Source organism: Providencia sp. PROV156 (assembly GCF_028480905.1).
GTDB lineage: Bacteria > Pseudomonadota > Gammaproteobacteria > Enterobacterales > Enterobacteriaceae > Providencia > Providencia hangzhouensis.
In genome coordinates this window covers 27,557-52,787 of sequence record NZ_JAMPPE010000018.1, presented here as the reverse complement: position 1 = coordinate 52,787, position 25,231 = coordinate 27,557, and the positions used below count along the sequence as shown (strand labels likewise).

Sequence of the window (25,231 nt, the reverse complement as noted above, 5' to 3'; positions counted from 1 at the left end):
TTATTGATTTATTCATTGAGTATAGAAAGTGAAACGGTGACTGCATCGATAAATTTATCGACGTCTTCCCGGTTGTTGTACGGCATCATTGAGATACGCAAGCAGCCACTGATATTTAATGCATCCATTAATGGTTGGGTGCAATGTTGACCATAGCGTAATGCAATATTTTGTTCGGTCAAGAGGGCACCTAGATCACTATGGTGAATATCTTTGAAGTTAAATGATAGCAAAGGAGAATCAGGCACACTATAGCGAATAAAGCCGGGAAGTGCCGATAGTTTTTTAGTGGCATATTCGATTAGTGAGCAACTATATGTTTCTGCTAGTGTTAAATTTATTCCTTCCAGCCACTCTAGGGTAGCAGAAAAGGCAATTACCCCTGCAATATTCGGTGTTCCGGCTTCGAATCGTTGTGGAATAGGTGCAAGAGTGAAATCGTCAAATGTGACGTGGGTCAACATTTTCCCTCCACCATGCCAAGGGGTCATTTGCTCTAAAAGTTCTGTTTTGGCGTAGCAAACTCCAAGCCCAGTTGGCCCATATAACTTATGTGCTGAAAATGCATAGAAATCAATATTCAGCTCACTGACATTAATCGGGCTATGAACGACACCTTGTGCGCCATCAACAACGACTAAAGCTCCTACTTGGTGAGCGAGCTGAGTCACCGTTTGTATATCGGGTTGATAGCCAGTTACATTGGACATTTGAGTGATAGCGATGACTTTCGTTTTTTCAGATAATTTAGATTGGAGTACATCAAGACTCAATGTCAGGTTCTTTTCAACCGGCCATTTTATAATTTTTGCGCCAGTTTGCTGTGAAAGCATAATCCAAGGTAATAAATTTGAATGATGTTCTATTTCACTGACAATAATTTCATCGTCAGGTTTTAATGTTGAGCGAAAATAACCTTGTGTAATTAAATTAATTGACTCAGTTGTTCCGCGTGTCCAAATAATATTTTTTTCACTGGAAGCATGAATATATTTTGCAGCACGGATTCGCCCCTGCTCATAATCACGTGTTAATTTCAATGATTCAGATGACTGCCCTCGATATACCGAACTGCCAGACAAGCGATAATAGTCATTAGATGCATTGATCATGGCGATAGGCTTTAATGCTGTTGCCGCACTATCAAAAAATAGTGTTGATGAGTCTATCGCTGGGAAGGCGAGGCGAAATGTGGTGGCGCTAAAATGATCCATGAGTATTTTCTTTTTAGTCAAAATTTCAATGTATTTGATTTTACTGAGTGCAGTGTTAGTTGATTGTACATTTATTAGTACATTTATAGTTATTTTCTGATTAATTTAAACTTATCATTTTTTAATCTAACCATTGAAATATTTTGTTACGTTTGGTATTAATTGTTAGCAATTCTTCTAGATGTGGTTTCAAGATGATTCAGTGTTTTGCGTTGCAATGCAATGCCTTTTGTTTATAAATTTATTTTTTTAAGTACTTAGTAACTAATTTTCAAGATTTATCTTAAATATCTTACTGAAAGTTTTTTCGGTACACTTACAATTATCTATAGTTATTTGTATTTATTAAGTTAAATTGCTTAAGTAAATACCGAAATAGCATTAAAAAAGAGTAAAAAAAAGCACCGCGCGTTGGCGGTGCACTATATAAAATCACTATGGACAGACAGGGTAAATGTACAGGAAGTGAAAAAACAGTAGCTAAAGCTACAAAGGTCTGGTTCAACCAGACAACTTGCAAACACAACATCACAACCACAAAGCCAAAAGTTTCAAAGTAACTAAACTCTGTAACTTTTCGTTCCGGCTTAGGAAGTGTGCATACTATAGGTATTTACTAGCGTATCCTCAAGGGACAAATTATAATGCTTCGGATGAAAAAAACTAATGCATAACAAGATGCCAAGTAGAAGTGATTATGTCTAAAAGATTACCGCCCCTAAATGCACTGAGAGTCTTTGATGCTGCTGCTCGTCATTTAAGTTTTACTAAGGCAGCAGAAGAATTATTTGTAACTCAAGCGGCCGTTAGCCACCAAATGAAAAGTTTAGAAGATTTCCTTGGGCTGAAATTATTCCGTCGGCGCAACCGATCATTGTTATTGACAGAAGAAGGTCAAAGTTATTACCTTGATATTAAAGAGATTTTCTCTTCTTTAAACGAGGCAACGCGTAAGTTACAAGCCAGAAGTGCAAAAGGAGCATTAACGGTTAGTTTATCCCCAAGTTTTGCGATTCAGTGGCTGGTGCCAAGGCTTTCAGGCTTTAACCAGGCCTATCCAGGAATTGATGTGCGGATCCAAGCTGTAGATAGAGAAGAAGATAAATTGGCAGATGACGTTGATGTCGCTATTTTCTACGGTAAAGGTAATTGGCCAGGGCTAAGAACAGATAGGCTTTATGCTGAATATTTAATGCCGGTATGTTCACCATCTTTATTAACTGGAGATAGCCAACTAAAAATTCCTGAAGATTTAGCAAAACATACGTTACTTCACGATTCTTCACGAAGAGACTGGCAAGCATATGTTAAGCAACTAGAGTTACAAAATGTCGTTAATGTACAGCAAGGTCCCATTTTTAGTCATAGTGCGATGGTTATTCAAGCTGCTGTTCATGGTCAGGGAGTTGCACTGACGAATAATGTTATGGCTAAAAATGAAATTGACGCAGGGCGCTTAGTATGTCCCTTTAGTGAGGTGTTAGTTAGTAAAAATGCATTCTACTTAGTTTGCCAAGAAAATCAGGCAGATTTAGGCAAAATAGCTGCATTTCGCCAATGGATTCTTGGGCAGGCGGCAAGTGAACAAGAAAAATTAGGTTTTATTACGGGTGACCAAGATGTGGCGCTTATTCAGTAATCAAGTATTTAAATAAAAGGTGTTACTGTGAATAGTCGTTTGATGTTAATTTTTGCAGGAATTAGTGGCTTCTTTACTGTTGCTTTTGGAGCTATTGGTTCACATGCGTTATCGTCAATTATGAGTGTCCATCAAATGGACTGGATTGAAATAGGGCTACGTTATCAAATGTTGCATACTGTTGCACTAATGGTGCTAGGGGCAATTTTATTACGTAAAATAATTCTGTGGTTCTATTGGTCAGGTGTGTTTTTCTCTGTTGGGATACTTCTTTTTAGCGGTAGCCTTTATTGTATGGCACTATTGCAGGTAAAATACTTCTCTTATTTTACGCCAATAGGTGGTGTATGTTTCCTAATTGGTTGGCTGTTAGTAGTTATTGGCGCTATGCGTCTAAGGAAATCGGCGTCACGCAATGAGTAATAAAATTGCACTATATTGCCGTCCAGGCTTTGAAAAAGAATGTGCAGCAGAAATTACAGATAAAGCAGGGCAAAAAGAAATTTATGGTTTTGCCCGCGTAAAAGAAAACAGTGGTTATGTTATTTTTGAGTGCTACCAAGCAGAAGATGCGGACAAACTCGCACGAACGTTGCCTTTTCGAGAATTAATTTTTGCTCGTCAAATGATTGTAATAGGGGATTTACTTAAGGATTTACCGCCTGAAGACCGTATTACCCCGATTGTAAATGCATTGAGTCAGCAAGTTGTGCGGGCAGGAGATCTCCGTGTTGAAGTTGCTGATACCAATGAATCGAAAGAACTCTTGAAGTTTTGCCGCAAGTTTACGGTACCTTTACGTAATGCATTACGTAAAGAAAAAATCTTATTGCCAATCGAAAACTTTAAGCGACCCGTTATTCATGTGTTCTTTATTGCCCCTGGTTGCTGCTATACCGGGTATTCGTATACCAATAATAGTTCAAATTTCTATATGGGGATCCCAAGGTTAAAATTCCCATCAGATGCACCGAGCCGTTCAACCTTAAAACTTGAGGAAGCTTTCCACGTCTTCATTCCTTATGAAGAATGGGAAGAACGTCTAGCTAGTGGGATGAAAGCTGTCGATCTTGGAGCATGCCCAGGGGGATGGACTTATCAATTAGTGAAACGCAGTATGATGGTGGATGCTGTAGATAACGGCCCAATGGCGGAAAGCCTTATGGATACAGGGCAGGTTAAGCATCACCGTGAAGATGGTTTTAAATTTAAGCCTACTTCCCATAATATTACTTGGTTAGTCTGCGATATGGTTGAAAAACCAGCTAAAGTTGCTGCGCTAATGACTGATTGGCTTGCTCAAGGTTGGTGCCGAGAGGCCATTTTTAACTTAAAATTGCCGATGAAAAAGCGCTATGAAGAAGTTTCACATATCTTAGAAAAGATGAAAGCACAGCTTAAAGAGCAAGGCGTTAATGTGTTGATTCAAGCGAAACAGCTTTATCATGACCGCGAAGAAGTAACTGTACATGTGATGAGGATATGGTCGGCAAATCCAATGGCACGTGAGTATTATTAATTTATAGAATCAGTCAATAAAAAAGCCACTTCATCATTAAGTGGCTTTTCTGTTTTCTATTAGTTGGGTGCATAACGCAACTGATTTAGATTCCCTCGTATCGGGATATCGGTTCTTAAAGTCGCAATATCTCGGCAAATCAATGCAATTCCCTGCTGATTGATGAGCTTTTTCTGCCATTTCTCTTCAAGGTTATCTAAATTGGCAAATATATTTTCAATAGAGTGATATTGTTGCAATAGTGTCGTGGCACTTTTAGGACCAATCCCTGCAACACCGGGAACTTTACTACTACTGATCCCTGCAAGCCCCCAATAATCAGGAAGTTGATTAGGAGAAACGCCAAATTCCTTTTCGATAAAAGGGATATCTAGCCAGCGCTTTTGAAAATAATCGCGAATTCTTAAGTTAGGGGAAAGTAGTTGGCAGTAACCTTTGTCTGTGGATACGATGGTAACTGTGTGCCCCGATCCCGCAATGCGTGTTGCTAAGGTAGCGGCTAAATCATCGGCTTCATCCCCTTCAGACTGCCAGCAGTGAACCCCTTTTTCTTTAAATAAGGCTATTAGGGTGGGGAGTTCAGCATGCAGATCTTCAGGCATAGGTTGTCGCCCCGCTTTATAATCGGGGAGTTTTTCATGGCGCCAGCTTTGGTGACGTCCTTCTTCATCAAACACTGCAACAATGTGCGTGGCATCAGTATGGGCGATCAACTGCGATATTGCAGATAAACAAGTTTCTCCACACGGGCTTCCTTGCACCGCGTGGATACGGCGTATTAAGTTTAATGCATCAATAATTAATAAGTGGATCATAAATACGCCAACATTTACTTATTTCACGATTTCATAGCAAGGTTCGTATGCCGTACCACCCGGTAATTTCATACGATGTTGCTCAACGAAGCCTTGTAATAACACATCCATACGCTTCATTAGCTCACTATCGCCGTGAATTTTGAATGGCCCATGTTTTTCGATGGCTTTCATACCAAATTCTTTCACGTTACCAGCCACAATACCGGAGAAAGCGCGGCGTAAATCTGAAGCCAGTTTCTCAGGTGCTTGCCCTGGGTGGAGGTTCAGTGATGCCATATTTTCATGCGTTGGTTCGAATGGATGTTGTAAATCGTGAGCAATTTTAATTGACCAGTTGAAGCTATAGGCATCACCTGTGCTACGGCGATTTTCTTTAACTTGTGGCATGCTGCGTTTCATTACACGAGCGACTTCTTGAGCATCATCAATAATAATTTGGTAATGCTTACTGGCTTCATCACCTAAAGTGTGTCGAATAAAGTCGTCTAATACTTCAAAGTATTCCGCACTTTCTTTTGGGCCCGTTAAAATCAGTGGTAGAACTTGTTCACTGTTGGCTGGGTCCATTAAAATACCCAATAAATACAGTAACTCTTCGGCGGTACCGACACCTCCTGGGAAAATAATAATCCCATGACCTAATCGAACGAATGCCTCTAAACGTTTTTCGATATCAGGCATAATGATGAGTTCGTTCACTAATGGGTTTGGTGGCTCAGCGGCGATAATTGAAGGCTCAGTTAAGCCGATAAAACGGCTATTTTTGTATTGTTGTTGTGCATGGCCAACTGCTGCACCTTTCATCGGTGCTTCCATGGCACCCGGGCCACAGCCTGTACAGATATTTAGCTCACGCAACCCAAGCTCATTACCTACCTTACGGCCATATTGGTACTCAATTTCATTAATTGAGTGGCCGCCCCAGCAAACAATCATACTCGGGTCTTCATCGATATGCAGGGCACGGGCATTACGCAAGATAGAGAAAATCATATTGGTAATATGTGTGCCATTTTCGAGGTCTAAATTAAATTGTTCTTTGGCATGGGTAATTTGCGCATGGACGAATAGAATGTCACGCAATACGGCAAATAGGTTTGCTTGTAAGGTGCGAATAATTTTACCATCAACAAAAGCTTTTTCTGGTGGGTCGATAAGTTCAAGCTTAACGCCACGCTCACGGCGTAATACATTGATATCAAAATCTTTACTTTTTTCTAATAGCTCTTTACTGCTATCAGTTAAGCTGCCTGAATGCAAAACGGCTAAAGAACAATTTCGAAATAATTGGTACAAATCGCTACTGGCCGTGCGTTTTAGCATATCAACTTCAAGTTGAGAGAGTAGATCCATAGATCCTAATGGACTGATATGAGTAATCAAGTAGTACTCCTTTACCCCATGGGTTCTTGATATGTGAATTGTACTGCAAATGTATTAATTACACTTACTTTTCAACTATATATACTTATTGTCGTGATAAACGACCTAGTTCTGGCGTAAATTCTTCATTACTACGCCATGGGTTTATATCAAGCCCTCCACGGCGAGTATAGCGTGCATAAACACTTAATTTTTCAGGTTTACACAATTGCATAATATCAGTGAAAATGCGTTCAACGCATTGTTCGTGAAACTCATTATGATGGCGAAATGAGACCAAGTAGCGTAATAAGGCTTCACGATCAATTTTGGGTCCACAATAGTGGATCTGCACAGAGCCCCAGTCAGGTTGGTTGGTAATTAAACAGTTTGATTTTAATAAATGGCTCACTAACGTTTCGTCAACAACTTGTTGCTGGGTGCTATTCGCCAAATAATCTCGATTAAACTCATAATTATCAATATCAATCTCTTGTTCATCAATACATTCGCCAAGTAATGGCTGGATAGGTTGATGAGCAAAGTGCTCTAATTTATGAAGTGTAACGCTTACTTGGCCATTAGCACAGCGGCATAAATCATTTTGCAAAGCGCTTCGCACATTTTCCCAAGTTTCAAAACGTGTTTGGTTAAAACTATTTAGGTAAAGCTTAAAGCTCTTAGATTCAATTAAGTTTTCGCTATTTGCATCAACACTAATCGAGCCGATTGCTACTTGGGGAACACCGCGCTGATTTAGCCATGAAAGCTCATACATTGTCCAAATGTCAGCACCGTGAAATGGAAGTGCTTTAGCGTGAATGGCTAAAGGGTCACGATTTAAGCTACGAGGGACAGCTTGTAATAATGTGGCATCATACTGATCATGATAATCCGTTTTCTTTCCAAGAGTTAAATTATTAAGTGCGGGATTATTCTGGTAGTGTGACATATAGGTCCTTATACTTCATAAACTGAAAATGAGGCTAATAGGTAAAATTGGGATATTTTCTTCGTCTGTGAACTTCTGTCATAATACCATTTATCGACAACATTGACGCCTTTCTCTTTAAATTGACGACAAAAAACACATAATTATGAATACTTCACATTCTGCCGCACTACATAATTTTACTCAGAAATATGTTTCACAATGGCACCAACAAACGGGGTTACCTCCCGCCTCAACAGACTTATATGGTATTCCATCGCCATGTATTGTCCGCACAGGTGAAAACTGGGTTTACTGGGAACCTCAACCATTTCCAATAAAGGATACGAGCTTAGATAAAGTTGCGACAGCATTGGAGATTAATTTACAAGGTGATATCCATGCTTTTTATACTGCACAGCTTGCTGGCGATATGAAAGCCACATTTCGTGATATTACGTTGAGTTTAGTACAGGTGTGGAATGAAGATGATTTCATTCGTTTGCAAGAAAATTTAATTGGTCATTTAGTGACTCAAAAGCGTTTAAAACTATCACCCACGTTATTCATTGCAACGTTGGAATCAGAGATTGAAATGATATCAATGTGTAATCTCACGGGGGAAATTATATTAGAAAAATTTGGTAGTCAGGAAAGGCGTGTACTTTCTTCGAATTTAACAAGTTTTCTCGATGAGCTAGTGGTTGTTGTTGAGCCTCAGGGGTAAGTGTTTTTAAGCGGGTTTGTGTAAGTAAATGCCTACAATTAAGCTAAGTAATTTCTTAAAAAATGTTCTTTATATTGTAATGATAATTATTTAACTTTTAATTTCATGGCGTTACTATCTGGTTTGTACTTTTTGCGTATTTTTACCGTGTTATTGTTTATTTTGCTAGGTTGTTTCATTAATAGATTTAATGCATTCTTATCGCGCTGGACAGGGTAAACTCGTTTAGCTTTTTATACCTTCATGTGAGGTGTAAAAATTGTTTAAAACAAGGCGATGGAACGCGATTAGGTGATAAATCTATAAATTTGTTTTAATCAACAGGATGTTGAATGACGGGAAGTCATTAGCAGGATGCGTAAATTTTAAAGTATGAGCCAGTCAGCTTCGGTTGACTGGCTTTTTTAGTTAATACCTATTGTAGCGGAGTGATGTGAAAAAATTAAAGATACTTTAATTTATTTAAATCAATGTTCTAATCTAATTGAATTTTTAGTTAGCGAAGCAATAATATCTTGGGTCATGGAATCTCGGAGCGCTTCTCGGCGGCGAAATTCAGCACGACGCTGGCTTTTCACTGACTCTATATCTCGTACGGGTTCTTGAATAGGTAATTGGAACCAACCATCAGGTGTTTTCGTGGCACCGCATTCTTGCCAAAACGTATCATAGCTTGATTTCAAATGCTGGCTCTTAATATGACACTGGTTTGAAATTCCTAATATTGATTTTACATCAAAGAAGGCTGCTACTGCATAAACCGCTGACATTAATAAATTTTTGGGCCTAATACCGTGCATTTGCTTAGTTATCAACCTAACTTGATCGACACTTTGTTCAGTGGAAGGGCCTTGCAAAGAGCACACGTACAATTGTCCTTCTGGGCCGAAGGAAAAACTCATTAAATAAATATCGTCACCGGTCTCATTTCTCAAGTGTAAAGTGAGGTCGCCTTCTCGAGGGTATTGAGAGTAAATCAATGTTAATTGAGCGAACTCTCCTGATTTTAATTCAATGTTTGCCACGAGAAGCCCTTCTCGCTTAGCAGAAAACATAGCTTCAATAGCTTCGGGCTTGAATGTACTTTCAATTAAATTGAGCGTGTAGCTGGCGGTTGATAGTTTTTGTTTTCCGCTCCAGCTTTTATGTAGATACTTATTTATAGGGCGTTCGATAAAATGAGGAACGCCTTCAATAACTGAAGAAAATTGCGCACTACGGTAGTTTTGGCACATAACTTGATAATGCTGATATTGTGACGAAGGTAGCTTTGAAATACGTATTTTTCTTTTTAATTCAATATAGTTAGAGTTTAAAGCTTTCCAGACTTTATTTTCCTTACGCCACTGTTTTAGTCGTCCCATAGATAAACCATTTTGTTGTTAATTATTCTGTAAGTACTAAATTGATAAAACATTTAATCTTACATGTGCTATCTGCAACAAAACATAAACAAATCTTATTAAATGAGTTGTTCGATTAATAGCTACGATAATAATTATTATCAATATGCAAAATAAATAAACTTGTATTTGCTAAGGCTTAACCCCATGTATCCGACAGAATTATGATAGAAAATACCGTATATTTGCTGCAGCCATCACTAAATGAGTTTAAGTATGAATATTGAACAACGTATTATTGAGAAACTTCGTCACTTAGAAGAGGAAATGAAATTAAAATCTCTTTGGAATGAACAACCACCTTCACCCGAGGCTTTTAACAGCGTAGAGCCTTTTTGTATTGATACGATGGAGGCTATAGAGTGGCTGCAGTGGATTTTAATACCTCGTCTACAAATGTTAATTGAACAAGGGGCTACGCTGCCAACTAATTTTGCGGTCGCTCCTTATTTTGAAGAAGCGTATAAGCATGATGAAGAAGAACAATATACTCTACTTATCAATTATTTGCGTGAGTTAGATGGTTTTTTCTCCACTAAGACCTGCGGGTAATTTATTGATGCTGGAAATTATTTATCACGATGAATATATGGTAGCGGTTAATAAGCCTGCTGGTATGTTAGTGCATCGCAGTTGGCTGGACAGTAAAGAAACCGTATTTGTGATGCAGACACTACGTGACCAAATTGGCCAGTATGTTTACCCCATTCATCGCCTCGATAGGCCGACGTCAGGTATATTACTATTTGCGTTATCGAGTGACGTCGCAAGGCTGTTATCGGCTCAATTTGAAAACCATCAGTTAGAAAAAGTGTATCACGCTGTCGTTCGCGGTTATTTAACCGAAGAGCAAACCATCGATTACCCGCTATTAGAAGAGTTAGATAAAATTGCGGATAAACATGCATCACGTGAACCTGTTTTACAGGAATGCGTTACCCACTGTAAACCGATAGCGACAGTTGAATGCGCTATTGCGATTGGGCGATATGAAACATCAAGATTTAGTTTAGTTGAGTTAAAACCTGAAACTGGCCGTAAACATCAATTGAGAAGGCATATGTCTCATCTTCGTCACCCTATTATTGGTGATAGCAAGCATGGAGACTTACGCCAAAACCGAGGGGTGAATACGCATTTTTCAGTGTCTCGCCTGATGTTACATGCCAGCTTATTAAATTTAAATCACCCAATAACAAAAGAAAATATATCGTTAGTGGCTACGTGGGATACACAATGGTTATCATTAATTGAGCAATTTGGATGGTCAGATACAGTTGCAAAATTAGGGATAAACGTTATTAACTCATCAAGTTAACTATGAAATAGAGGGAATGTTATGTCAAAAATAGGCATTTTTGTTGGAACTGTCTATGGTAACTCTTTAGCTGTTGCGGAAACAGCACAAGAAATTTTAGAGCAGCAAGGGCATGAAGTGGTTGTTTTTGATGAGCCCACCTTGAGCGATTGGCAACTTTATAATTCAGGTAATGAAATTGCACTTATTGTGACTTCGTCTACAGGGCAAGGGGATATACCTGACACCATCGCTCCGTTATATAGTGAAATCAAAGATGTTGTCGGTTATCAACCTGATTTACGTTACGGAATAATTGCTTTAGGTGATAGCAGCTATGAAAGTTTTTGTGGCGCAGGTATTCGTTTCGATGAACTGTTAGCTGAACAATCAGCGACCCGTATTGGCGATATTTTATTTATTGATGCAATTGAGGTGGATGTTCCTGAGGAGTTTGCTAAGCCTTGGGTTGAAGCATGGGCGGAGCTGCTTTAAATGTCTGCACCGTAGTATTACCTATATTAATGATAAATATTGGCAGTGCTACGGCGCAGTAAATTAATCATTTCACCTGTAAATTATTTACGGGTCAATTTTTCTAGATCTGCTTCAATTTCTGCGATCTTATTTGAAACCACATGTTCAAGATGGCGTAAGTCATCGAGAATTTTGTGTTTTAAATCAATGTCAGTTTGATCTGTTTGGCAAATTTGATCTAGTTCTTCAATGGCGTAACGTAGGTTAGTGTTAATTTCATTAATTTCTTTGAAATTATTATTACCATCCGCAATAGTTTTACGCTGGCGTGGGTATTTAAATTTTACGCTTTTAGCGAAAAACTCCCCTTTATCTTTGCGAAAATAAATTTTTAAAATGTCATTATTCGCTTCTTGGCGTAAGGTGTAGCGGTCAATATCTTGAGGGTTACTGATGCCTAAACTTTTCAAATTATCGTACATGTTAGCTCGCTTTACTGTAGAGACAGAGTCGGTGAACAAAGTGATAGTGTGAGCAGGCCGTAACAATATCGGTCTATTTCTCGTTAATAAGCTATCTATCCAATTCGTTTGGGTGATAGATATAATGATGTTATTACACAAACAGCATCATTATAATGAAAAATAAAATAATACAGTTTTATTAGAGGTAAACGGCAAAAGCCACGGACATATTATGCGCGATTTGTAGAAATTGACAAACTTCTCTTTGCAATTAATGCGCTAATATTAAAAGGTAACACTGATATGGCCACCCGAGTTGCATACGGGGGTATGCGATTCGGGATAGCTTTAGTTTTTTAACCTAATTACAGTGGCTCACTATAAAAGTTTATTATAAAAACCAGTAACAGGTTTGGCGTGAGATTTTAGGCGTTTAATTACTCATCAATCATTCTTAATAATTCATTAATACCCACTTTACCGCGAGTTTTCTCATCAACTTTTTTTACAATGACGGCGCAATACAGGCTGTAGCGACCATCTTTAGATGGCAAATTACCTGAAACAACTACGGAGCCAGCAGGGACTCGGCCGTAATGAGTTTCACCTGTTTCACGGTCATAGATTTTGGTGCTTTGCCCCAGATAAACCCCCATTGAAATAACGGAACCCTCTTCAACAATCACCCCTTCGACCACTTCAGAACGAGCACCAATAAAGCAGTTGTCTTCAATAATTGTTGGGTTAGCTTGCAATGGCTCTAATACGCCACCGATCCCTACACCACCAGATAAATGCACGTTTTTACCAATCTGTGCACATGAACCAACGGTTGCCCATGTATCTACCATTGTGCCTTCATCGACGTAAGCACCAATATTGACATATGACGGCATTAATACGCTATTTTTAGCGATATAAGCGCCTTTACGAACAGCGGCAGGAGGAACAACTCGGAAGCCTTCTTTTTCGAAGCGAGCTTGGTCATAATCCGCAAATTTCATTGGAACTTTATCGAAATAACGGCTTTCTGCACCGTCAATCACTTGGTTATCTTGAATGCGAAATGATAACAAAACAGCTTTTTTCAGCCATTGATGGGTAACCCAAACACCGGCAATTTTTTCAGCTACACGTAATTCTCCGCTATCGAGTAATGCAATGGTATCTAACACGGCTTGTTTTACTGAGTTTGATACCGTATTTGGTGTGATACTGGCTCGCTCTTCGAACGCTTGTTCAATGATCGCTTGTAAATGCTGCATTGATTGTATTTTCCTCTTGAATGTTATAAAAAGTGAACGTTCACCATAAAAATGTGATGGACGCTATATTTTATCCTTCGATTTTAGGGCCTCTGTCAACCTTTCTGATAACTCTTGTTGCATATTTTTAGTCAACGCTTTGTGTTCCTTATCAGCTAAAACAAAGAAATCTTCCACTTTTTCGCCAATTGTCGTGATGCGTGCGCCATATAGAGAAATTTCCATTTGAGCAAAAATATGACCGATGCGAGCCAATAAACCTGGTTGATCTAAGGCGAACAGTTCCATATAGGTGCGACGGTCGTTGGTGGAATGTAGAAAATTGACTTTTGTTGGCACGGTAAAGTGACGTAATTTTGACGGCAGAGTACGTGGCTTAGGCAGTGATATTTCTGGTTGCTGAACGGCTAATAACAACATTTTTCGGATGTGGTCGTATCTGTCTTTGGATAGAGGGTTACCGTTAGGCTCAAGAACGACGAAGGTATCCATGGCCATATTGTCTTTGTTAGTAAAAATTTGAGCACTGTGAATGCTTAAATTTCGCCGATCCAATTCGCTGGCGACAGCGGCAAATAAATGGGGTTTATCATGGCACCAAATAAAAATTTCTGTTCCGCCATGTTTAGGTTGTGTGCTGATTAATACCAAAGGCTGGCTCAAGTCATGGGCTAGTAAGTGCTTAGCATGCCATGCTAATTGGGATGGCGTATGACGTAAAAAATAATCGGCATGGCAGCGGGACCATAACCCCAGCAGTTTTTCTTCATCAATTGATGATTGGCGTAGTAATGATAAAGCTTGATAACGATGATGACGAATGCGTTCGCGTAAGTCAGGGGTGCTCTGCATGCCTTGATTTAATTGATGTTCTGTAGATAAAAAAAGTTCACGAATTAAACTTTGTTTCCAGCTATTCCACAGTGTGCTATTTGTCGCGCAAATGTCTGCAACCGTTAAACACATCAAGTAGTTAAGCCGTGAAACAGTTTTAACTTCCCCTGCAAATTGTTTAATGACATCGGGGTCTTGAATATCACGCCGTTGAGCTGTCACCGACATCAATAAGTGGTTTTTAACCAACCATGAAGCTAATTCAGCTTCTTTGACAGAAAAATCATGCAGTAAGGCAAAATCATAAACAAAATCAGAGCCAAGGTCGGAATGATCTCCTGATCGGCCTTTAGCTATATCGTGAAAAATGGCAGCTAATCGTAAAAGTTCAGGTTGCAATAATTTGGGATAAACACTGACACACAATGGATGATCACGACGATTTTCTTCTAACGTAAAGCTATCAATTTTTTGCAGTACGCGAATAGTGTGTTCATCAACGGTATATGCATGAAATAGGTCGAACTGCATTTGACCAACGATATTGCTCCAGAGTGGGGTATAAGCGCTCAGTACACTATGAAGGTGCATTGGGACAAATGCACCTTTGATGGCGCGAGGGTGGCGTAGAATTTTGATAAACAGTTTTCGGGCTTCAGGGATTTCACATAATGGTACTGAAAGGTTGCGCCGCGCATAACGTAGTTGCCGTAAAGTAGTGGAATAGATCCCTGTAATATTTGGGTAGCGAGCCATTTGGTAAAACATTTTTAAAATAGCGGCTGGCTGCTTGATAAATAACTCTTCATCAATAACGTCAATCAATGATCCGCGTAATTGGAATAGAGAATCAATAGGACGGGGCTTTTCGTTAGGGTTAAGTGTTAAAATAGCTTCATCAAATAACTGCAATAGCATTTGATTGAGTTCCCGAACACGGCGAGTGACGCGATAGAAATCTTTCATCATTCGTTCAACGGGTTGGTTTTTTTCGCCTTCATAACCCAGTAACCGAGCCACACTAAACTGGCGGTCAAATAGCAGTCGATTATCATAACGTTTCACCACTAAATGGAGCGCAAAGCGAATTTTCCATAAAAATATTAGGCACTCTTTGAGTTCTTGGCGCTCTTCTTCAGTGAGAAAACCAAAACCTACCATTTCATCGACGGTGGTTGCACCAAAATGACGCCGCCCGACCCATAGTAAGGTATGGATATCCCGTAATCCCCCAGGGCTACTTTTAATATCGGGTTCTAAATTATAGCTAGTGCTATGGTAGCGTTGATGGCGTTCTTGTTGTTCTTCAATTTTTGCAGCAAAAAAGAGCGCGGAAGGCCAAAAATCATCGCTAAAAATAGTTTTTTGTAATTGTAAAAACAGGGCGACATCACCACAAATTAACCGTGATTCAATGAGATTAGTTGCGGTGGTTAGATCTGCATTTCCGGCTTCGATGCATTCAGCGAGGGAACGGACGCTGTGGCCGATATCAAACCGCAAATCCCATAATAGAGTGATAAATTGCCCAATTTCGCTAGCGATGTGTTCTGGAAGCGGTTTTTTACTTAAAACTAAAATATCAATGTCAGAAAGTGGATGTAGTTCATGGCGCCCGTAACCCCCAACGGCGATTAGTGACATATCAGGCTGCTTATCAAATTGAAAGGATTGCCATAATCGAGTGAGTAACGCATCAAGGTAATCACTTCGCAAGTGAATAAGGTCGACAACATCTTTACCTTGGTTGAAAGCCTCTTCCAGCCACTGATCGAAATCATCGACATGTTGTCTTAATAAATTAAGTTCAAGGTCAAGAGTACTAAATTGATTAGGGGGGAGGTAGGAAGCTGAATTTACAGTCATCTTTATCTTTCCGTATTGATAGCAATAGGGGGTTAGCTACCAGCTTACGGTTTTTTGATAAAAATGAACAGAGGAAGAGCCTTCGGTTAGGAAGGCTCAATGGAGAAGATTATTCGTTAACTAATACTGCAGAGATAAACGGCTCTTCTTCTTTACGTAGAGTGAGGATTTCACAGCCGTTATCCGTCACAACTAACGTGTGTTCATATTGTGCAGACCAACCGCGGTCTTTGGTTTTAACTGTCCAGCCATCTTTCATGGTGCGAATACGGTGATCGCCTGTATTGACCATAGGCTCAATGGTAAAAGTCATCCCTTTTTGTAGAACCACGCCACTGTCGTCAGCATCATAGTGCAGAACTTGTGGTTCTTCATGGAAACCTTGGCCAATGCCGTGGCCGCAATATTCACGCACAACTGAGAAATCTTGTTTTTCGACAAATTCTTGAATGGCTTTACCCAAAGTACGTAAGCGAATACCCGGTTTAACCATCCGGATTGCTAAATATAAGCTGTCTAGTGTGACTTGGCAAAGGCGCTCACCTTGAATAGTTGGTTTACCAACAATAAACATTTTGGAGGTATCGCCATGGAAACCATCTTTAATAACGGTGACGTCAATATTAACAATATCGCCATCTTTTAAGATTTTATCATCACTAGGAATGCCGTGGCAGATGACATCATTGACAGAAATACAAACAGATTTAGGAAAACCGTGATAATTCAGGCACGCAGGGATAGCTTGCTGTACGTCAACAATATGTTGATGACATAGTCGATCTAATTCACCTGTACTAACACCCGGCACAACGTGCGGAGCAATCATTTCTAACACTTCTGCTGCTAAGCGGCCAGCAACACGCATTTTCTGAATATCTTCTTCAGTTTTGATAATAATAGCCATGAATTTAGTCCATTCATGCCAACATTGATTTGATGGCATGTTAAAAAAGAGGGGGAAAAATAGGTAGCCCATTTTACATCGATGAGATATATGGTAACAGCCACCGCATTTTCTGCCAACTAGCTATCGAGCGGACTCGAAAGTCGAAGTCACTTTATAGTAGATAAGGAAAGGAGTGGAGCTTGTTCATTTTGAGCTTTTAACAGCACAAAATGCAAAAAAATAGTAACGAAGACCATCTAGACGATATTGCAAAAATAAGGCTTTTTTATCTTACCGAATAGCGTCTATAATTGACCTGAGTAATGGTTAAATATTGCTCAGGTCAATGGCTTTAAATCAAAACCACTTTTAGGCATTTTTGTGAGCGAAAAAAGCAACAAAAGTTGGCTTCTAGGTTGGTTTTATGGTATAAAGCGCGCCGGCAATCCATTTATTTCTTATCACCATCATCGAAATGTCATTTTATGGCATCAAGATAAAGTCGTTGATAAAATATTGGATGTGCGAAACTTAAAACTCAATTGTGTAATAACACACACAAATCGACACGTGCACCGGGGTGCTCTTATGCGTTTTAACGCAGCTTTGGAGTCGGTAGCATGGGATTTGTGGAGGCATAACCCCAATTACTTAAATACAGAGGTATTAAATGGCAACTGTTTCCATGCGCGATATGTTACAAGCAGGCGTACACTTTGGTCACCAGACTCGTTACTGGAACCCAAAAATGAAACCTTTCATTTTCGGTGCGCGTAACAAAGTTCATATCATCAACCTGGAAAAAACTGTTCCAATGTTCAACGAAGCTCTGGCTGAGTTGACTAAAATTGCTTCTCGTAAAGGCAAAATTCTGTTTGTCGGTACTAAACGTGCTGCAAGCGAAGCCGTTCAAGAAGCTGCTAACAGCTGTGATCAGTATTTCGTTAACCACCGCTGGTTAGGCGGAATGTTGACTAACTGGAAAACCGTTCGTCAGTCAATCAAACGTCTGAAAGATTTAGAAGTTCAATCACAAGACGGTACTTTCGACAAACTGACTAAGAAAGAAGCGCTGATGCGTACTCGTGAACTTGGTAAGTTAGAAAACAGCTTAGGCGGTATCAAAGATATGGGCGGTTTACCTGACGCTCTGTTCGTTATCGATGCAGACCACGAACACATTGCTATTAAAGAAGCAAACAACCTGGGTATCCCAGTATTTGCTATCGTTGATACTAACTCTGATCCAGACGGTATCGACTTCGTTATCCCTGGTAACGATGATGCAATCCGTGCAATCAAACTGTATCTGGGCGCTGTAGCAAGCACCGTTCGTGAAGGTCGTTCACAAGATCTGGCTGTTCAAGCAGAAGAAAGCTTAGTAGAAGCTGAGTAATAAGGCCCAAACCCTTATTTAGGTATTGCTATACAGGTACTGCTATATGTTAGAAGGGGCCTGATTTAGGCCCCTTTTATATATGAATCAGAACTATCCACGTGGGGAAGACTCCCACGGGGAATATCGAGGAATAAATCACATGTCTGGAATTACCGCTGCATTGGTAAAAGAACTGCGCGAACGTACTGGCGCAGGTATGATGGAATGTAAAAAAGCACTCGTTGAAGCTAATGGCGACATCGAATTAGCGATTGATAACATGCGTAAATCAGGTCAAGCAAAAGCGGCTAAAAAAGCAGGTCGCGTTGCAGCTGAAGGTGTTATCCTGACTGAAGTTTTCAACGGTGGTAAAACAGGTGCTCTGGTTGAGCTGAACTGTGAAACTGACTTCGTTGCTAAAGACGCAGGCTTCTTAGCATTCGGTAAAGAAGTTTTGGCTTCTGTTGTTGCTGACAAAAATGCTGACATCGATGCGCTGAAAGCAAAATTCGAAGAAGCTCGTACAACATTAGTTGCGAAAATTGGTGAAAACATCAATATTCGTCGTGTTGCTATCCTGGAAGGCGCACAAGTAGGTAGCTACCTGCACGGTGCTCGTATTGGTGTTTTAGTTGCGGCTGAAGGCGCTGACGAAGAATTACTGAAACACATCGCTATGCATATCGCTGCAAGCAAACCTGAATATGTGACTCCAGATGATGTTCCTGCTGATGTTGTTGCTCATGAGCACCAAATCCAGTTAGACATCGCAATGCAATCTGGCAAACCACGCGAAATCGCTGAAAAAATGGTTATCGGTCGCATGAACAAATTCACTGGCGAAATCTCTCTGACTGGCCAGCCTTTCGTAATGGACCCAAGCAAATCTGTTGGTGACTTACTGAAAGAGAAAGGTGCTACTGTTTCTGGTTTCCTTCGTTTCGAAGTAGGTGAAGGTATCGAGAAAGTTGAAACTGACTTTGCAGCAGAAGTTGCTGCAATGAGCAAGTAATCAACTAAGGGCCGCCAATTGGCGGCTCTGTTTTATATACGTATATTCCCTGCGATGTTAGCGTCATAGGCATTGCGCTAGAATTCTTGTGTATAAAAAAATTATATTTAAACTAATTCAAAATTTAGGTACGTAGAACACTGTAATTCTACGTGTGTTACCCCAATAAATATCTGTTAGGACAGAACACCATGGCAACCAATGCAAAACCCGTTTATCAGCGTATTCTGCTTAAATTAAGTGGCGAAGCCTTACAAGGGGCAGAAGGTTTTGGTATCGATGCTAGCGTTTTAGATCGTATGGCTCAGGAAATTAAAGAACTCATAGAACTGGGTATACAGGTCGGTGTGGTTATTGGCGGTGGTAACCTGTTTCGTGGTGCTGGTTTGGCACAAGCTGGAATGAACCGTGTTGTCGGAGACCACATGGGGATGCTAGCAACTGTGATGAACGGACTCGCAATGCGTGATGCATTACATCGCGCCTATGTGAATGCAAGACTGATGTCTGCGATCCCACTTAACGGTGTCTGTGATAACTATAGCTGGGCAGAGGCCATTAGCTTGTTACGTCACGGCCGTGTCGTTATTTTTTCTGCAGGAACAGGCAACCCATTCTTTACAACAGACTCCGCTGCATGCCTACGTGGTATTGAAATTGAAGCGGATGTCGTGTTAAAAGCGACAAAAGTTGATGGTGTGTATTCAGCAGATCCTGCTAAAGACCCAGACGCAGTCCTTTATGAAAATCTGAGTTACCAAGAGGTTTTGGAACGTGAACTTAAAGTGATGGATTTAGCGGCATTCACATTAGCACGTGACCATAACTTACCGATTCGCGTATTCAATATGAATAAACCGGGCGCTTTACGTCGCGTTGTTATGGGCGAAAATGAAGGAACTCTGATTTCTCACAATTAATACTCAGAGACATGACCTGAGTTTAAATGTATTATCTAATATAAATTCAGACAATTTAAGCGAGGTCGCATGCGGCCTTTAATAACCAGTTCTTAAGGGTTGAAAACGTGATTAACGAAATCCAAAAAGATGCTCAAGACCGTATGGAAAAGAGCCTTGAAGCATTCAAAAGCCAAATTAGTAAAGTTCGCACAGGCCGTGCATCTCCAAGCCTATTAGACGGTATCACTGTTGAGTACTATGGTTCAGCGACACCTTTGCGCCAATTAGCTAACGTCACTGTTGAAGATTCACGCACATTAGCTATTTCTGTTTTTGACCGTAGCATGTCACCTGCGATTGAAAAAGCAATCATGGCATCTGATTTAGGCTTAAACCCATCATCAGCGGGTACTGTTATCCGTGTTCCACTTCCTCCATTAACGGAAGAGCGTCGTAAAGACTTAATTAAAGTGGTTCGTGGTGATGCAGAGCAAGGCCGTATCGCAGTCCGTAACGTTCGCCGTGATGCTAACGACAAAGTGAAAGCATTACTGAAAGATAAAGAAATCAGTGAAGATGACGAGCGTCGTTCACAAGATGATATCCAAAAGCTGACTGATAGCTACATCAAAAAAGTTGATGAAGCATTAGCGCAAAAAGAAGCAGAGTTGATGGAGTTTTAATCCATCATAATAATAAAGCCACCAATGCAAACTGTAAAAGTGTGCGTTAGCGTGGCTTTATTATTTTTCAAGCTTATTAAAAAATCCTTTCTAACCTCTAAGCTGATATAATCTCAGTATTGAATTAATACAGAGTACTCAATCACTATGAAATGTCTGACAATCCTAGGTTCTACAGGCTCAATTGGTACAAATACACTTTCTGTTGTTCGCCAAAATCCCGAAAAATTTCAAATCGTTGCTCTAGTGGCAGGAAAGAATGTCACTGAAATGGCGAAACAGTGCCTTGAGTTTAATCCGAAATATGCCTCAATGGCGGATGAATCGTCAGCAAAAGCGCTAAAAACTATTTTGACTGAGAATAATTGTAAAACTGAAGTTTTGTCAGGAAAACAAGCTGCAATTGACCTTGCTGGTCTGGATGATGCTGACCAAGTTATGTCAGCTATTACTGGGGTTGCCGGTTTACTTCCTACTTTAGCGGCAATACGCAAAGGTAAAAGAATATTATTAGCGAATAAAGAGTCTTTAATTACTAGTGGCCGTTTATTCTTTAATGAGATTCGTAAGCACAATGCAACAGTATTTCCTATTGATAGCGAGCACAATGCTATCTTCCAGAGTTTACCTGAAATTATTCAACTGAATTTAGGTTTTGCCGATTTATCAGCTTCCGGTATCTCAAGTATTGTTTTAACCGGATCAGGTGGGCCATTTAGGGATACACCGTTATCGCATCTTGATAATGTGACTCCTGATGAAGCATGTAACCACCCAAATTGGTCGATGGGGCGAAAAATATCAGTCGATTCAGCGACAATGATGAATAAGGGTCTAGAATATATTGAGGCTTGCTATTTTTTTAATGCGAGCGCCGAGCAAATGGAAGTGATTATCCATCCTCAATCTGTAATTCATTCCATGGTTCGGTATAAAGATGGCAGCGTGATAGCACAACTGGGCACGCCTGATATGCGCACTCCAATTTCATACAGTATGGCTTATCCTCAGCGTATCATGTCTGGTGCGAAACCTCTTGATTTTGCAACACTTTCATCATTAACATTTGTTCAGCCTGACTATCAACGCTATCCTTGCTTGAAGCTTGCAATCGATGCCTGCCACCAAGGGCAAGCCGCTACGACGGCACTTAATGGAGCGAATGAAATGACAGTTGCTGCTTTTCTCGAAGGCAAAATACGCTTTACGGATATAGCAAAAATTAATCGCAATGTATTAGATAGCCAAGTTTTTTCTGAACCTGTTTCGATTGAAGAGGTCTTAGAAATCGACGAACGAGCGCGTAAAAATGCAGAAAAAATAATCGCTCAGACAATTTAACGCTGGTATGTGTTTTATTTAGTTGCTGATAGCCATAATAACTCTTTAATATGTGATGTGTTTAAAAAAAGAAAAATAACATAGTACCTCTTAGAGATTTAAGGATGTGTCTTATCAGCAAATTCAATAATAGTAGTTATTATTGGTCTGTATACTCAAAGTGGTACTCACAAGGATTAATATTTAATGAACTCTAGTGGTGAAAATCTCTCTGATTCAATGATGCCTAAGCATGTTGCTATCATTATGGATGGTAATGGCCGATGGGCTAAACAAAGAGGGAAGCTCAGAATTACAGGTCATAAGGCAGGCGTTGAATCTGTCCGTAATTCTGTGCGCTTTGCGGTAAAAAATAAGATTAGTTCGCTCACATTGTATGCTTTTAGCAGTGAAAACTGGAGAAGGCCAGAGAAAGAAGTCAGTTCTCTCATGGAGCTATTTGTTTTTGCTCTTGATAATGAAGTTAAGAACCTACATAAAAACAATGTAAAACTAAAAGTCATTGGTGATATTAGCCGTTTTAGTGAACGCCTCAGAAAAAGAATTGATAAGGCAGAAGCATTAACGCAAAACAACACTGGGCTAAAACTGAATATTGCAGCGAACTATGGTGGCCGCTGGGATATTAGTAACAGTGTAAAACAAGTATTTGCAAAGGTACAAAGTGGTGAGCTTTCTATTGATGACATCAATGAAGAAAGTATCGATAACCATATTTGTATGCATGACCAAGAAAATGTCGATTTAGTCATAAGAACTGGGGGGGAGCATCGCATAAGCAACTTCCTATTATGGCAAGTCGCATATGCGGAATTTTATTTCACCAACGTTTTGTGGCCAGATTTTGATGAAATGGTGTTTCAGAGTGCAGTTGATGCTTTTAGTAAGCGTGAGCGCCGTTATGGTGGAGCTGAATCAGATGATGAACTGGGCAAAGAATAGGGGAAAGATGTGCTGAAATATCGTTTGCTTACTGCGATAATTTTAATACCGATTGTTATTGCGGCGCTGTTTTTACTTTCCCCAGCGAATTTTGGGCTTGTCGTGATCGCGGTTTGTGCTTTAGGTGCTTGGGAATGGGCACAATTTGTCGGCTGGCACTCTCAAGCTAAGCGCATAGGCTTAGCGGTTGTTTTTGCTGCAATATTACTTGCAATGCAATTTTCTATTTCCGATATAAATCAGTTCTCCTCTGAGCCTATGATTTTGTATGGTTTATGGGCTGGCCTTATTTGGTGGGGGATAGCGATTATTTTAGTTGTTACCTATCCCGCCTCCGCTTCTTGGGGCAAATCAGTTGTTATTCGCTTATTATTTGGCGTGTTAACGATTATCCCATTTTATTGTGGAATGATGGTTTTAAGAACCGTTGGTTATCAAAGTGATACATTCTTTGGAGCTTGGTGGTTATTGTATGTCATGTTGCTAGTTTGGGGGGCTGATTCAGGTGCCTATGCATTTGGTCGTACTATCGGGCGCAACAAAATGGCACCGAAGGTATCTCCTGGTAAAACATGGGAAGGCTTGGTGGGTGGCCTTATAACTGCTGGGATTATTTCATGGTTATTTAGCGCCTTTGCGCCAATCCCCGTGATGCCTGATTATTTGCTAGTGACTTCAATTATTGTTGTTGTAGTATCTGTGTTTGGTGATTTAACTGAGAGTATGTTTAAGCGCCAATCAGGTATTAAAGATAGTAGCCACTTAATTCCAGGGCATGGCGGTATCTTGGATCGTATTGATAGCCTAACAGCGGCAATCCCAGTTTTTGCTGGGCTAAATTTGTTAATTTTTAACGGTTTTGGTCTTTAGGAAGATACATGGGATTTATTTGGAGTTTAGTTGCATTTATTATCGCAATAGGTGTGTTAATTACAGTACACGAGTTCGGCCATTACTGGGTTGCTCGCCGCTGTGGTGTTTATGTTGAGCGCTTTTCTATAGGGTTCGGCAAAACCTTATGGCGCAAAGTCGATAAGAATGGTACCGAATTTGTTTTGGCGATAATCCCCTTAGGGGGGTATGTCAAAATGCTTGATGAGCGAGTTGGTAGCGTTTCTCCTGAACGTCGCCATCAAGCGTTTAACAATAAAACTGTCGGTCAACGAGCTGCCATTATTGGTGCAGGGCCAATCGCGAACTTTTTATTAGCAATTGTTGTCTATTGGATAGTCTTTATGATTGGTGTTCCTTCTGTGAAACCTGTCATTGAAGACGTAAAGCCAGGCTCTATTGCGGCAATTGCAAATTTTGAACCAAAAATGGAACTAAAATCTATTGATGGCATCGAAACTCCTGATTGGAATTCAGTTCGTTTAGCATTGGTCGGTAAAATCGGTGACCGTGAACTGACAGCGCAAGTATTACCCAGTGGTTATAATGAACCGATTACTAAAACGGTTGATTTAACCACTTGGCAGTTTGATCCAGAGAAACAAGATCCAATTTTGTCGGTAGGTATAATGCCTGTCTCTGCAAGAATTGACCCTGTTATCCAAAAAGTAACGCAAGGGTTAGCTGGTGAACGGGCAGGTTTGCAGAAAGGCGACAGAATAGTGAGTGTTAACGGGGAAGTTCTGGGCCTGTGGGATCCCGTTACACGAATTATTCGTAATAACCCGGGCGTCCCGTTAAAACTTGAAGTGCAACGGTCGCAGCAATTGATTTCACTCACGTTGACCCCTGATAGCCAAGATGGGCCGCGTGGGGAGAAAATTGGGTTTGCAGGCGTAGAACTTTCAGTGTTACCGTTAGCAGATGAATATAAGATGGTGCAACAATATGGGCCATTTTCTGCGTTTTACCAAGCCAGTGATAAGACGTGGCAGTTAATGAAGTTGACGGTCAATATGATGGGTAAACTGGTTGTTGGGGATGTCAAACTCAATAACTTAAGCGGTCCGATATCTATCGCTAAAGGTGCGGGGGTATCCGCCGAGTCAGGCTTGGTATATTATTTGATGTTTATTGCGCTTATTAGCGTCAATTTAGGTATCATCAATCTGTTTCCATTGCCTGTTTTAGATGGGGGGCACTTGCTCTTCTTATTAATTGAAAAAATTAAAGGAAGTCCGGTGTCTGAGCGAGTACAAGACTTTAGTTTTCGGATAGGTGCAATGGCATTGATTCTGTTAATGGGACTTGCACTTTTTAATGATTTCTCTCGCTTCTAATTTTTGTAAGCTGGGGACCAGTAAGGAATACGCATAA

24 protein-coding genes are annotated in these 25,231 nt (G+C 40.2%); 15 read left to right on the top strand and 9 right to left on the bottom strand.

The genetic code is table 11. The features are described from left to right. Positions 1-8: 8 nt before the first annotated feature. Entirely contained in the window at positions 9-1,214 is a 1,206-nt protein-coding gene (csdA, locus tag PSF31_RS14085; RefSeq protein ID WP_096864083.1) for a cysteine desulfurase CsdA, read from the bottom strand. Between the two features lie 697 nt (positions 1,215-1,911). Between csdA and PSF31_RS14080 the strand changes: the two genes are divergently transcribed. The 3 genes from PSF31_RS14080 to rlmM are packed head-to-tail and all read left to right on the top strand — an operon-like array spanning position 1,912 to position 4,372. Beyond that, positions 1,912-2,853: a transcriptional regulator GcvA gene (locus PSF31_RS14080; RefSeq protein ID WP_004257564.1), complete on the top strand. Its 942-nt coding sequence runs from the start codon at positions 1,912-1,914 to the stop codon at positions 2,851-2,853. Positions 2,854-2,880: 27 nt separating this feature from the next. Next, the gene (locus tag PSF31_RS14075; RefSeq protein WP_004908716.1) at positions 2,881-3,276 is read left to right on the top strand and encodes a DUF423 domain-containing protein; all 396 of its coding nucleotides are present in this window, start codon (positions 2,881-2,883) and stop codon (positions 3,274-3,276) included. Next, positions 3,269-4,372, top strand: coding sequence for a 23S rRNA (cytidine(2498)-2'-O)-methyltransferase RlmM (gene rlmM / locus PSF31_RS14070; RefSeq protein WP_094961128.1), 1,104 nt, complete (start codon positions 3,269-3,271; stop codon positions 4,370-4,372). Before PSF31_RS14075 ends, rlmM begins: the two co-directional genes overlap by 8 nt. A 59-nt stretch (positions 4,373-4,431) precedes the next feature. Here rlmM and xni read toward each other — a convergent pair whose 3' ends face one another. The 3 genes from xni to queF form a co-directional block, all read right to left on the bottom strand. After that, a complete protein-coding gene (gene xni / locus PSF31_RS14065) occupies positions 4,432-5,187 on the bottom strand; it encodes a flap endonuclease Xni (protein WP_096864084.1) in 756 nt (251 codons plus the stop codon). 18 nt (positions 5,188-5,205) lie between these two features. Next, positions 5,206-6,573 carry a nucleotide 5'-monophosphate nucleosidase PpnN gene (gene ppnN, locus PSF31_RS14060; protein ID WP_036957994.1) on the bottom strand — a complete coding sequence of 456 codons (1,368 nt, stop codon included), beginning with the start codon at positions 6,571-6,573 and terminating at the stop codon, positions 5,206-5,208. An 85-nt stretch (positions 6,574-6,658) separates the two neighbouring features. Continuing rightward, complete coding sequence (queF, locus tag PSF31_RS14055) at positions 6,659-7,504, bottom strand: NADPH-dependent 7-cyano-7-deazaguanine reductase QueF (RefSeq protein WP_096864085.1); 846 nt, start codon at positions 7,502-7,504, stop codon at positions 6,659-6,661. A gap of 145 nt (positions 7,505-7,649) precedes the next feature. On the opposite strand from queF, the gene syd reads away from it, so the two are divergent. After that, on the top strand, positions 7,650-8,210 hold the full coding sequence (syd, locus tag PSF31_RS14050; protein ID WP_272683202.1) for a SecY-interacting protein: 561 nt from the start codon (positions 7,650-7,652) through the stop codon (positions 8,208-8,210). A gap of 467 nt (positions 8,211-8,677) precedes the next feature. On the opposite strand, the gene PSF31_RS14045 is transcribed toward syd, so the two are convergent. Continuing rightward, positions 8,678-9,574: a DUF535 family protein gene (locus PSF31_RS14045; protein ID WP_096864086.1), complete on the bottom strand. Its 897-nt coding sequence runs from the start codon at positions 9,572-9,574 to the stop codon at positions 8,678-8,680. Between the two features lie 255 nt (positions 9,575-9,829). Here PSF31_RS14045 and PSF31_RS14040 point away from each other — a divergent pair, with 255 nt between their 5' ends. The 3 genes from PSF31_RS14040 to PSF31_RS14030 are packed head-to-tail and all read left to right on the top strand — an operon-like array spanning position 9,830 to position 11,405. Then, a complete protein-coding gene (locus PSF31_RS14040) occupies positions 9,830-10,165 on the top strand; it encodes a YqcC family protein (protein ID WP_004257526.1) in 336 nt (111 codons plus the stop codon). 7 nt (positions 10,166-10,172) lie between these two features. After that, entirely contained in the window at positions 10,173-10,931 is a 759-nt protein-coding gene (gene truC, locus PSF31_RS14035; protein WP_004257524.1) for a tRNA pseudouridine(65) synthase TruC, read from the top strand. Between the two features lie 21 nt (positions 10,932-10,952). After that, the gene (locus tag PSF31_RS14030) at positions 10,953-11,405 is read left to right on the top strand and encodes a flavodoxin (protein WP_004257522.1); all 453 of its coding nucleotides are present in this window, start codon (positions 10,953-10,955) and stop codon (positions 11,403-11,405) included. A gap of 83 nt (positions 11,406-11,488) precedes the next feature. Here the strand turns inward: PSF31_RS14030 and PSF31_RS14025 are convergent, their stop codons facing one another. The 4 genes from PSF31_RS14025 to map all read right to left on the bottom strand — a co-directional run bounded on the left by PSF31_RS14025 (position 11,489) and on the right by map (position 16,723). Next, a complete protein-coding gene (locus tag PSF31_RS14025) occupies positions 11,489-11,869 on the bottom strand; it encodes a DUF3461 family protein (RefSeq protein WP_004908747.1) in 381 nt (126 codons plus the stop codon). Positions 11,870-12,288: 419 nt separating this feature from the next. Beyond that, positions 12,289-13,116, bottom strand: a complete 828-nt coding sequence (dapD, locus tag PSF31_RS14020) for a 2,3,4,5-tetrahydropyridine-2,6-dicarboxylate N-succinyltransferase (protein ID WP_096864087.1) — start codon at positions 13,114-13,116, stop codon at positions 12,289-12,291. 63 nt (positions 13,117-13,179) lie between these two features. Next, positions 13,180-15,816 (bottom strand): bifunctional uridylyltransferase/uridylyl-removing protein GlnD, encoded by a 2,637-nt coding sequence (gene glnD / locus PSF31_RS14015; RefSeq protein WP_096864088.1) that lies wholly within the window; start codon positions 15,814-15,816, stop codon positions 13,180-13,182. A gap of 109 nt (positions 15,817-15,925) precedes the next feature. Next, positions 15,926-16,723: a type I methionyl aminopeptidase gene (map, locus tag PSF31_RS14010; protein WP_036957992.1), complete on the bottom strand. Its 798-nt coding sequence runs from the start codon at positions 16,721-16,723 to the stop codon at positions 15,926-15,928. 652 nt (positions 16,724-17,375) lie between these two features. Between map and rpsB the strand changes: the two genes are divergently transcribed. The 8 genes from rpsB (at position 17,376) to rseP (ending at position 25,194) form a co-directional block, all read left to right on the top strand. Further along, on the top strand, positions 17,376-18,101 hold the full coding sequence (gene rpsB, locus PSF31_RS14005) for a 30S ribosomal protein S2 (protein WP_004257504.1): 726 nt from the start codon (positions 17,376-17,378) through the stop codon (positions 18,099-18,101). Between the two features lie 142 nt (positions 18,102-18,243). After that, positions 18,244-19,095, top strand: a complete 852-nt coding sequence (gene tsf, locus PSF31_RS14000) for a translation elongation factor Ts (protein ID WP_004908761.1) — start codon at positions 18,244-18,246, stop codon at positions 19,093-19,095. A gap of 191 nt (positions 19,096-19,286) precedes the next feature. After that, on the top strand, positions 19,287-20,015 hold the full coding sequence (gene pyrH / locus PSF31_RS13995; protein ID WP_004257499.1) for a UMP kinase: 729 nt from the start codon (positions 19,287-19,289) through the stop codon (positions 20,013-20,015). Positions 20,016-20,122: 107 nt separating this feature from the next. Further along, on the top strand, positions 20,123-20,680 hold the full coding sequence (frr, locus tag PSF31_RS13990; RefSeq protein ID WP_004257496.1) for a ribosome recycling factor: 558 nt from the start codon (positions 20,123-20,125) through the stop codon (positions 20,678-20,680). A 147-nt stretch (positions 20,681-20,827) separates the two neighbouring features. Further along, complete coding sequence (gene ispC, locus PSF31_RS13985; RefSeq protein WP_004257491.1) at positions 20,828-22,021, top strand: 1-deoxy-D-xylulose-5-phosphate reductoisomerase; 1,194 nt, start codon at positions 20,828-20,830, stop codon at positions 22,019-22,021. Positions 22,022-22,207: 186 nt separating this feature from the next. After that, the gene (uppS, locus tag PSF31_RS13980; RefSeq protein ID WP_004257489.1) at positions 22,208-22,963 is read left to right on the top strand and encodes a polyprenyl diphosphate synthase; all 756 of its coding nucleotides are present in this window, start codon (positions 22,208-22,210) and stop codon (positions 22,961-22,963) included. A gap of 9 nt (positions 22,964-22,972) precedes the next feature. Then, positions 22,973-23,833: a phosphatidate cytidylyltransferase gene (gene cdsA / locus PSF31_RS13975; RefSeq protein WP_094961137.1), complete on the top strand. Its 861-nt coding sequence runs from the start codon at positions 22,973-22,975 to the stop codon at positions 23,831-23,833. Between the two features lie 8 nt (positions 23,834-23,841). Continuing rightward, positions 23,842-25,194: a sigma E protease regulator RseP gene (gene rseP / locus PSF31_RS13970; protein ID WP_004257481.1), complete on the top strand. Its 1,353-nt coding sequence runs from the start codon at positions 23,842-23,844 to the stop codon at positions 25,192-25,194. Positions 25,195-25,231 lie beyond the last annotated feature (37 nt).